Here is a 9,415-nt window from a genome sequence, read left to right as displayed (position 1 = left end):
AATCTTACACATGCTCAGCGCTGTCAGGAGCCAAAGTCTTTTGATGTAAGGGTTTTAGGCTTTTTCAGCAAGCCCTACTTAGCGCTAATCGCGTATTTGAAATCGGCTTAAGAAGCGCAACAGCATCCAAAACTCTAAAGTGTTTTATTATAGTTTCAGAAAAGCTGAAATTCAACAACGGTTAGAATTAGTTGAAGTAATTTCCCCGAAGTACATTCTCAAGGTTTTTAGGGGCAGGTTTAGTTAGGATATACGCAATCGCAGCGAGTTTACACCTTTCACGCACCCGCCCTCCCCACGCTAGGATTTACACATTACTTCGGCCTTAAGTTCGCGCTGCTAAACTCAGAAGCCACAATCATCGACCCAATCCCCGCATCCGTAAATATTTCTTGCAGCAAAGCATGAGGAATTCGACCGTCAATAATGTGAGCACCCTTCACACCCTGAGCCAAACTCCGCACACAACAATTAACTTTCGGAATCATCCCCCCAGAGACAACTCCCGACTCAACCAACTCTCTTGCTTCTTGAATATCTAACTTAGCAATCAGACTCTCTGGCTTGTGATAATCCTCCAAAATTCCCGCAGTATCGGTCATCAAAATCAACTTTTCCGCTCCCAAACCAGCGGCAATTTCCCCAGCTACCGTGTCAGCATTAATGTTGTAAGATTGACCGTTTTCATCCGCTGCCACGCTCGACACCACCGGAATATAACCGCTGTTCACCAAAGACTCCAAAATCTGGATTTTCACGCCGCTGACTTCACCAACAAATCCAATTCCTTCCCGGCCATCTGGACGAGCTTGGATCAGATTGGCATCCTTGCCACACAGTCCCACTGCTTTGCCGCCAGCTTGGTTGATTAACGAAACAATTTCCTTATTTACTTTCCCCACTAAAACCATTTCTACAACTTCCATTGTCGCCGCATCAGTCACTCTCAAACCATCCTTGAATTGCGGCTCAATTCCCAATTTTTCCAGCCAAATATTAATTTCCGGGCCACCGCCGTGAACCACAACCGGACGCATCCCCACGCAAGCTAGCAGCACAATATCCCGAACTACCTTGTCTTTGAGATTGCTATCTTTCATTGCCGCACCACCATATTTGACCACAATTGTGCGACCGGCAAAGTGTTGAATATAAGGCAGTGCTTCGGACAGCACCTCTACTCGATTAGTGTCCGAATTCCTAACAAAATCGCTTTGTTTGAGCATGGGTAAATTACAAAAGACTAAAAACTTAATTCTAAACTTTAATGGCTAAAGCACATATTAACAGCCACAAAGATCACTTTTTCCCTTGAAGTTATGGACGCACAGGCTCGATCGCCTTTATTGAACCCCATCCTCAAAAATTTAATAGGTTTTTTTAATAAAAGCATTAAAAATTATGTATTATAACTTATACATTTTTTGCTACAGTCAAGAAATGTATAGCTCCATTGATTTACTTAACGTTTTATGTTAACTGCTGTCGCCCAAGACTCCGAAAACCTTCAGTACAAGCTACCATCAGAGACTGACTCATCCCCCCGAATGACGGTATTTTGCGATTTAGACGGGCCCATAGTCGATGTGTCCGATCGCTACTATGCCACCTATCAACAGGGATTGGCCGATACTCAAGCAGTTTATCTTACTAGGGGAATCAACCTCAACCTTCAAATCCTCACCAAACAGCAGTTTTGGCAAATGAAACAAAACCGAGTACCCGATGCTGAAATAGCCAAAAGTTCCGGCTTGTGGGGAGAAGAAATTCACGTTTTTCTCGGATGCGTCAGTCAGATTGTCAATCAGCCAGACTTGTTGCACTTAGATCGCATCCAGCCGGGAGTGCAATGGGCGATCGGACTTCTGCACTCCCGCGGCGTGCGGCTGATTTTAGTCACCCTGCGGCCGAGAAATCAAGCCGTTCAACTGTTACAAAATTACGGTTTAGCCAGACTGTTTACCAGCATTCGCGGAACTCAGATGGCGGATGCCGCCTATCACAACTATACAGCCTTAAAAACTGAATTGTTGGCTGAAGTTGCAGAAGAATTTGAGTCATCGCTGGGTTCGGCTTGGATGATCGGAGATACAGAAGCAGACATCCTCGCAGGAAAAGCATTGGGAATACCTACAATTGCCGTTACCTGCGGAATTCGCAGCCGCTATCAACTCCAAAAGCACCAGCCTAATTTCATTCTCAGCAACTTGATTATTGCCGTTCATCACTTATTAGGTTCCGGACAACAACTAATAGTAGAATGACTAAAGTTAACTGTTGACTGTTGACTGTTAACTGTTAACGAATGACTGTTAACGAATGACTGATGACTAATGACTAAGATTTTTCTACATTCCTGGTCATTTCCCACAAGCGATTGAGCGGAAAATAAATCACCGGAGCCCAAAGACTGCTAAGAATAGCAGAACACAAAGCCACTCGCTGGTGATAGCTCCAAATTTCGAGTAAAGCCCGATCGCCCATAGCAAAAAATTGCAGCCCCATCACCGTTTCCGCTAACACCGCCATCCCAAACACAATTAGCGCGATCGGAATCGGATCTCTCTCAACAATATCTGCCGGAATCGACCAGGTTTTCTGCAAAACAACTGTTAAGACTCCTACAACAACTAGACTCACAGCGTGGCTGGGATGAGGAGCCGTCATCGCATCTTGAAGAAACCCCAAAACCAAGCCCATGCTAGCAGCTCCCCAAACTGTACGTTTCCGCTTAATACTCCAAGCTACCAACCAAATTAACAGCCAGTTAGGTCCAATTCCCAGCAATTCCATTCCCGGCATCCGAGTGGGCAATATCAGTATGCACAGCATCACAGATAGAAATGTAACTGCGAAGTTGAGAAATTGGCGCGATCGCGAAGACATCCGAGATAAAGCTTTCATTGTTGCTGTGCTCCCTCAGATGCTGCTGAAGATTGACTCTGCGAATCCTTCGGTTCGGCTTGCTTAGAGTGGGGGTAAACGACCGCCCACTCCAGAGAATTCATCGGTGCAGAGAACTCAACCACAGCTTCTGGAGCCGGAGTTTTATTCATATCCACCGAAACCACTTTTCCCACAGGCAAACCAGGAGGGAACAACTGACTGTAAGAAGAAGTTGAAACCACATCCCCAGGCTTGACATTGGGAACATTCTCAAAAAACTCCATCACCGCCTGATTTCCGCCTTTCCCGCGCATAAAACCCATGTGGCGACTGCGGGTAATTCCCACACCCAATTGACTCGTAGCGTCGCTGACTAACAGCACCAAGCTAGTATTAGGAGTAACGCTGACAACCCTGCCTACTAAACCGCCGGGACCCATCACAGTAAAATCTGTTTTGATGCCATCCTTACTGCCGCGGCCCAAGGTTACTTGCTGCCACCAGTGGTCGGCGCTGCGACCGACAATAGGAGCTACAATTCCTTGAGGTTTCTTACCCGAAACGTAACCTAAAAGCTCTTTTAGCTTCTGATTTTGATTTTCTACTTCTAATAGCTGCGCTTGCAATTCTTGAGTGCGCGCCGAGATGAGTTCCTCTTGCCCAGAGCCGTTGGCGTGAAACGGACGAGTCACCCAATTGTAAACTTCAAATACTGCCGCACCTTGTGTTTGTCGAACTCCCCAAGCGGCAGTTACAGCTAAACCTAAAAGAGCAATTTGCAGCCGCAGATCCCACCACTTTCGGAATGTATTTTTTAGCATAATTTCACTAATCTAAAATTGTTAAGTCAGGATTTTAGATTTGAGATTGCAGCCGTATTTCTGAATCCACAATCCCAAATTTTTTAACTACATATTACGCGACGACTGCCCGCTGAAAACCCGTTCCAACTGTTTGTTTTCCAATACCCTACCAGTTCCCAAAACCACGCAGCACAGCGGATCGGCCGCTACGTGAGTGACAATTCCGGTTTCGTGACTGATCAGAGTATCTAAACCTTTCATCAGCGCCCCACCACCAGCCAGCATAATTCCCCTGTCAATAATATCTGCTGCTAGTTCCGGGGGGGTGCGTTCCAAAGTACGCTTGACAGCTTCCACAATTACTGAAAGCGGTTCCGACATACTTTCGCGAATTTCTGGGCCTTTGATAGTAACAGTTCGCGGCAGACCCGACAGTAAGTGCAAGCCCCGCACTTCCATCATTACGTCGTCATCCTCTGGAGTTGGATATGCAGAACCCACCTGAATCTTAATTTCTTCAGCAGTGCGTTCGCCGATGACCAAATTGTGAACTTTTTTCATGTATTGGACGATCGCCTCATTGAGTTCGTCGCCGGCTACCCGCACAGACTCACTGATCACCGTACCTTGCAAACTCAAAACCGCAACTTCCGTCGTACCTCCGCCTATATCTATAATCATATTGCCAGTCGCCTCAGCAACAGGCAGTCCAGCTCCGATCGCCGCAGCGATGGGTTCATCAATTAACCGTACTTCTCTAGCACCGGCCTGAGTCGCCGCCTCAATGACAGCACGCCTCTCGACTCCAGTGACACCACTGGGGATGCCAATAATTATCCGCGGCGAAACTAAGCTTCGGCCTTCGTGAACTCTGCGGATAAAAGTCTTGAGCATCAATTCCGCCGTATCGAAGTCTGCAATTACCCCGTCGCGAAGCGGGCGCAGTGCTATGACATTCCCTGGCGTGCGCCCGAGCATTTTCTTAGCTTCTTCTCCAACAGCCAGCGGTATTTTTAAATCTTGGTCAATCGCCACTACAGAAGGTTCCTGCAGAACAATACCTTTGCCCGATACATAAACGAGCGTGTTAGCAGTACCGAGGTCGATACCCATATCTCTAGATAACGAAAATCGATTGAGAAGACCCACTGATTCGTACCCCCCCCAAAAACTAAAATACTATTGTGTGCAATAATGTTGTTACAAAAGTGTAACCGAGGTGGATTCTATTACGTTTTTCATCCTGAGTCTAGTCAGAAATGTACATTGTCGAGCTCAGGTTGAGCGCAGACTCGCCAATCATCCACTATCAATATGTTCTGCTAACTGGGTGTACAATCAGGATGAAGCCTCACAAGCGTTGTTCCAAGTTCAGTTTGGAGGCTAATGCGCGTGTGGACTGTTTAACTACATCACCGATCGACCACATTCCCAAAAAAGTTTATGAGTCTTAATGTTGTGACTTTAGTAGGCCGCGTCGGCGGCGACCCGGACGTTAAGTATTTTGAGTCGGGTACAGTTAAGTGTAGTTTGACGCTGGCAGTGAATCGCAGAACCAAGAACAGCGATCAACCAGACTGGTTTAATCTGGAAATCTGGGGCAAAACAGCGCAGATTGCTGCTGACTACGTTCGCAAAGGCTCTCTAATTGGCGTAACAGGCTCTTTGAAGTTCGATCGCTGGCAAGACCGCAATACCGGTTCAAATCGCTCAAAGCCGGTAATTAAGGTAGACCATTTAGACTTGCTGGGTTCCAAACGCGACAACGAGTCGGGTATGCCGCAACACAACAGCGAATTCTAGCGTTTGGGGAATTTGGGAATTAATATTTGTGAATTGGGTGGGTGCTCGTGACTTCAGAAAAGTTAGAAATTGTTCAAACTGAGTACCAAGCTGGGCAAGTAGCTTTTGAGAGTGGCCGGTATGCTCAAGCTGTGCAGAGTTTAGAAACAGCTACCGGTTTAGTCGATCGAAATTCCCGGTTGGGCGGTGAGGTGCAGATGTGGCTTGTGACAGCCTACGAAGCCTCTGGCAATACAGAAAGGGCGATCGAGCTTTGCCGCAAGCTCACCCGCCATCCCCGCCAAGAAACCCGCCAACAAGCAAAGCGCTTGCTGTTCATTCTCGAAGCTCCCAAACTCACTATCCCTCCTGAATGGATGGTGAAAATCCCTGATTTGGCAGCTTTAGATGAAAATCAATCAATCAGTTTTCAAGCCAATCCGAACGCTGATATCAAGTACGCTAAACCCAAGCCAGTCGTACCAGAGCCTGTAGATTTGAGTCAGGTTAATACGAAAGATAATAGGTTTATCTGGGTGGCGTTAATTGCTATCGGGCTAATTTTAGGCGGCTTATTTCTTAGTTATTAATCATTTTTTCATTGGCACAAACCCTATCTCTAGGGTGCGCCGAGGCGCACCTTACCCCTACTGAGAGAAGTTAAGCAATGCCTTTTAGCAATTATAAAAGTATCAGCGCGGTCGCCCAAGAATTCCAAATTAATTGCAGAAGGGATAATTTCATTGTCGAAACAGAATTTGCAGTCAGCGACGTTTTTAGGAATGAATTAGAATTGATTTTCAATGAGGGAGTATTTGACAACTCGGAAATCGCCATTTGTGAAAATATCATTTATCCTGTATTAAAAGAAGTTTGGAAAAATTATCGAAGTAATTTTCTCCTCTGGAGTCACCAAACCTTAGTCTATAATGAGAATCTGTCAGGAATTCCAGATTATATATTGGCGAAGCGCTCCCCCCTCGGCACAGTAGTTTTTGACAAGCCCTATTTCATATTAGTTGAAGCCAAGAAAGAGAGCGCATTTGATGAAGGATGGGGGCAGTGTTTGGCAGAAATGATCGCCGTGCAACGACTTAACAATGAACCAGAACAAACTATCTTTGGGATTGTTTCTAATGGGGCAATGTGGCAGTTTGGCAAGCTCAAGTTAGAAATGTTTACTCAAAATAAAATTTTCTATACAATTCAGGACTTAGATCGGCTGTTTGCAGCAGTTAACTATGTTTTTAAACAGTGTGAATTACAATTAGAGGAGAAGGAAGTTCGGCAACGGATTATTTAACGGATGTAACGGATGTAGCGCAGGTTAGGATGAAGAAATAAGGAAGACACCACCAGTGCTTTTGACACGGATACACGGATTAATGATCGAGCATGAGGCAGGAGTCAGAAGTTGAATAGCGATAATTGCTAAAATAAAAAAAGACCCAACCAGAAAGGCGATTATTGTGAGCGATTCAACCATAGAACAGATATTAAAATTGGCATCTCAACGCGCGGATGCCGCTGAAGTATACTACCTGTCGAGTCAAGACACCCCGATCGAATTTGAAAACAATCGCCTCAAATCCCTGCAAACCAAAGCACTGCAAGGTGTCGCACTCCGGCTGATTTACAACGGCAAAATCGGTTTTGCCAGTTCCACAGACTTAACGCGGATAGACGATTTAGTCGATGCAGCGATTCAAACAGCCGAAATCGGCGACCCCGCAGAATTTGAACTCGCCTCCAACTTCCACCTAAAAGGCCCGGAAACCACCTACACTCCGCCCACAACTCAAGAATTAGTCGAAAACGGCAAAAACCTGATTGAGCAAGTTCACGCCTACAATCCCGATATTATGGTAGATGTCGGTTTCCACGTCCGCAGTGGCCGCGTGAAAATTGCCACGACGCGAGATTTGTATGCCGAAAGAAGCAGCCAAATAGTCAGCGGCTCGATCTCGGGAAATTTGGTAAAGGGAGAAGACTTTATGCAAGCATACAGTTACGACGTTGCGCGCGATCGTCCCCTCGACACCAACAGCATCCTCCAATCACTCCTCGAAAAATACCGCCTCGCCGAACATTCAGCCACCATCGCCAGCGGTTCCTACCCAGTATTATTTACCCCCAATGCCGCTGCTAGCACCCTCGGCGGCCTCTTTGATACCATCCTTTCAGGTCAAGCAGTAGTTCAAAAAGCCTCTCCCCTAGCCGACAAAATCGGCGAAACCTTATTTGACGAACGCTTTACCTTTTTTGAAGACCCCACTTTAGGCCCTTCTGCTTGTCCCTTTGACGACGAAGGTACGCCCACCACCCGCAAAGTCTTGATAGACAAAGGTACTGTCACCGGATTTTATTGGGATCGCAGGTGGGCCGCTCGCGCCGGTGTACAATCAACCGGCAACGGTTTTCGTGGCGGATTGTCTCGCCCAGGCCCTGATTTGACTAACTTTTGCATTTCACCAGGAAATACCGCCACTCAAGACTTGATTGCTAGCATGGATGAAGGTCTAATAGTAGAGCAGGTTTTAGGTGCCGGTCAGTCCAATCAGTTAGCTGGCGAATTTTCTGTCAATTTGGACTTAGGCTATAAAGTAGAAAAAGGCAAAATTGTCGGCCGCGTCAAGAATACAATGGTGGCAGGCAGCATTTTTGAAGCCTTTAAAAATTTGGCAGATTTGAGCAGCGAAGCCGAATGGGTAGGCGGTGCGGCATATTTGCCGAGTATGCTGTTTCAACAGTTGGGTGTAGCTTCCAGGCAATAAGTTCAGTGCGGTTAATTTACTCGTTACCAGGCTCTGCCTGGTAATACAAATCATGAGGCTCTGCCTCGAATTTGGATGAAAGCTTGCGAGGCAAAGCCTCTGGACATGGGTTCCCACGCAGAGCCTAGGAACCAGTTAACGTGCAAAACAAACATAGAAACAGTGTCGGCAATTCAACGCTTTGCTAATTCATGCAAATAGGTAAAAATAGGGAAAAATGTATAATGAAAGAGCAAAATGTCAAGGATGGAACTGGGAAGAAGAAAAAGCGCTTTTTCTTTCTTTTACCTTTGGTTTTTTGCCTTTTAACTCTAGTGACTGGATGCGTTCAGTACGATGTCGGGGTCAACTTTGAGAGTCAAACTCGTGGCGAAATCGTGCAGCACATAAAACTAGGGGAAAGGTTGACGAGCTTCAGCAGCGAAACTGTTGCAGAATGGTTGAAAAGCGTAGAAAGCCGGGTGAGGTTGCTGGACGGAAAAACTAAACGGGTTTCCCCCACAGAAGTTCTAGTGAGGATTCCTTTCAATAATGGAGCCGAGTTGCAAGACAAGTTCAACCAATTTTACAATCCGATCGCACCAACCACAAAATATCGGGAGGCAAGTCCGCTAGAAACCGATTTGCCGAAGTTTGAATCTCACCTTAGTGTCAAGCAGAATAATTTGTTATTAATGCTGCGAAATCGGTTGAGTTTGGAATTGGATTTGCGCTCTCTTTCTCTGCTTTCTTCTAATGGCAGTCTGCTGCTGAGTCCGGGGGGACTTTTGGAGCTAGACTTTAGCTTGAACACGCCTTGGGGCGCCGAAAGTATTGAAACAGTCGCCGGTGCGCTGGTTCCCGAAAGCTATCAGCAAGGAAAACAGTTAGTTTGGAAGCTCAAACCCGGAGAAGTTAACTATTTGGAGGCGATATTCTGGATTCCCAGCCCGGTAGGAATTGGGGCGCTGATTATTGCCTTGTTTGTAGCCGCGGGCATTGCTTTGAAATATCAAATATTGCCAGCACTGGGAATCGGCAAGAAACCCCAAAACATCGGTCAAACCTAAAGAGGATATCTCCTGCAGGGGCGGTTAACCAATATCTTCAATCAACTCTCAGAACTCCCATAAACCCGCCCCTCCCCGGATAGTATGGTCAATCAACCCGATTTTATCTTATCAAAAAAAC

10 protein-coding genes are annotated in these 9,415 nt (G+C 46.2%); 6 read left to right on the top strand and 4 right to left on the bottom strand.

Going from position 1 to position 9,415, the window contains the following annotated elements; genetic code table 11:
- Positions 1 to 314: 314 nt before the first annotated feature.
- The gene (argB, locus tag QT979_RS19335) at positions 315 to 1,226 is read right to left on the bottom strand and encodes an acetylglutamate kinase (protein ID WP_015174152.1); all 912 of its coding nucleotides are present in this window, start codon (positions 1,224 to 1,226) and stop codon (positions 315 to 317) included.
- Positions 1,227 to 1,472: 246 nt separating this feature from the next.
- Between argB and QT979_RS19330 the strand changes: the two genes are divergently transcribed.
- Positions 1,473 to 2,264 (top strand): HAD family hydrolase, encoded by a 792-nt coding sequence (locus QT979_RS19330; protein WP_333311415.1) that lies wholly within the window; start codon positions 1,473 to 1,475, stop codon positions 2,262 to 2,264.
- A gap of 73 nt (positions 2,265 to 2,337) precedes the next feature.
- Here the strand turns inward: QT979_RS19330 and mreD are convergent, their stop codons facing one another.
- The 3 genes from mreD to QT979_RS19315 form a co-directional block, all read right to left on the bottom strand.
- Positions 2,338 to 2,904 (bottom strand): rod shape-determining protein MreD, encoded by a 567-nt coding sequence (mreD, locus tag QT979_RS19325; RefSeq protein WP_333311414.1) that lies wholly within the window; start codon positions 2,902 to 2,904, stop codon positions 2,338 to 2,340.
- Entirely contained in the window at positions 2,901 to 3,707 is an 807-nt protein-coding gene (gene mreC, locus QT979_RS19320; RefSeq protein ID WP_333231392.1) for a rod shape-determining protein MreC, read from the bottom strand. Before mreC ends, mreD begins: the two co-directional genes overlap by 4 nt.
- 87 nt (positions 3,708 to 3,794) lie before the next feature.
- The gene (locus QT979_RS19315) at positions 3,795 to 4,802 is read right to left on the bottom strand and encodes a rod shape-determining protein (RefSeq protein WP_006632285.1); all 1,008 of its coding nucleotides are present in this window, start codon (positions 4,800 to 4,802) and stop codon (positions 3,795 to 3,797) included.
- A 330-nt stretch (positions 4,803 to 5,132) separates the two neighbouring features.
- Between QT979_RS19315 and QT979_RS19310 the strand changes: the two genes are divergently transcribed.
- The 5 genes from QT979_RS19310 to QT979_RS19290 all read left to right on the top strand — a co-directional run bounded on the left by QT979_RS19310 (position 5,133) and on the right by QT979_RS19290 (position 9,294).
- Entirely contained in the window at positions 5,133 to 5,492 is a 360-nt protein-coding gene (locus QT979_RS19310) for a single-stranded DNA-binding protein (RefSeq protein ID WP_333098950.1), read from the top strand.
- A 47-nt stretch (positions 5,493 to 5,539) separates the two neighbouring features.
- Positions 5,540 to 6,061, top strand: a complete 522-nt coding sequence (locus QT979_RS19305) for a tetratricopeptide repeat protein (protein WP_333034929.1) — start codon at positions 5,540 to 5,542, stop codon at positions 6,059 to 6,061.
- A 77-nt stretch (positions 6,062 to 6,138) separates the two neighbouring features.
- Positions 6,139 to 6,774, top strand: coding sequence for a hypothetical protein (locus tag QT979_RS19300; RefSeq protein WP_333231390.1), 636 nt, complete (start codon positions 6,139 to 6,141; stop codon positions 6,772 to 6,774).
- A gap of 166 nt (positions 6,775 to 6,940) precedes the next feature.
- Positions 6,941 to 8,245 carry a TldD/PmbA family protein gene (locus QT979_RS19295; protein ID WP_333216214.1) on the top strand — a complete coding sequence of 435 codons (1,305 nt, stop codon included), beginning with the start codon at positions 6,941 to 6,943 and terminating at the stop codon, positions 8,243 to 8,245.
- A gap of 224 nt (positions 8,246 to 8,469) precedes the next feature.
- The gene (locus QT979_RS19290; RefSeq protein ID WP_333311413.1) at positions 8,470 to 9,294 is read left to right on the top strand and encodes a DUF3153 domain-containing protein; all 825 of its coding nucleotides are present in this window, start codon (positions 8,470 to 8,472) and stop codon (positions 9,292 to 9,294) included.
- Positions 9,295 to 9,415: the final 121 nt, after the last annotated feature.

This window comes from Microcoleus sp. w2-18bC1, from assembly GCF_036700365.1.
In the GTDB taxonomy this organism is placed as follows: Bacteria; Cyanobacteriota; Cyanobacteriia; order Cyanobacteriales; family Microcoleaceae; genus Microcoleus.
The sequence above is the reverse complement of the archived record's forward strand: the minus strand, read 5'-3'. Positions and strand labels throughout refer to the sequence as shown.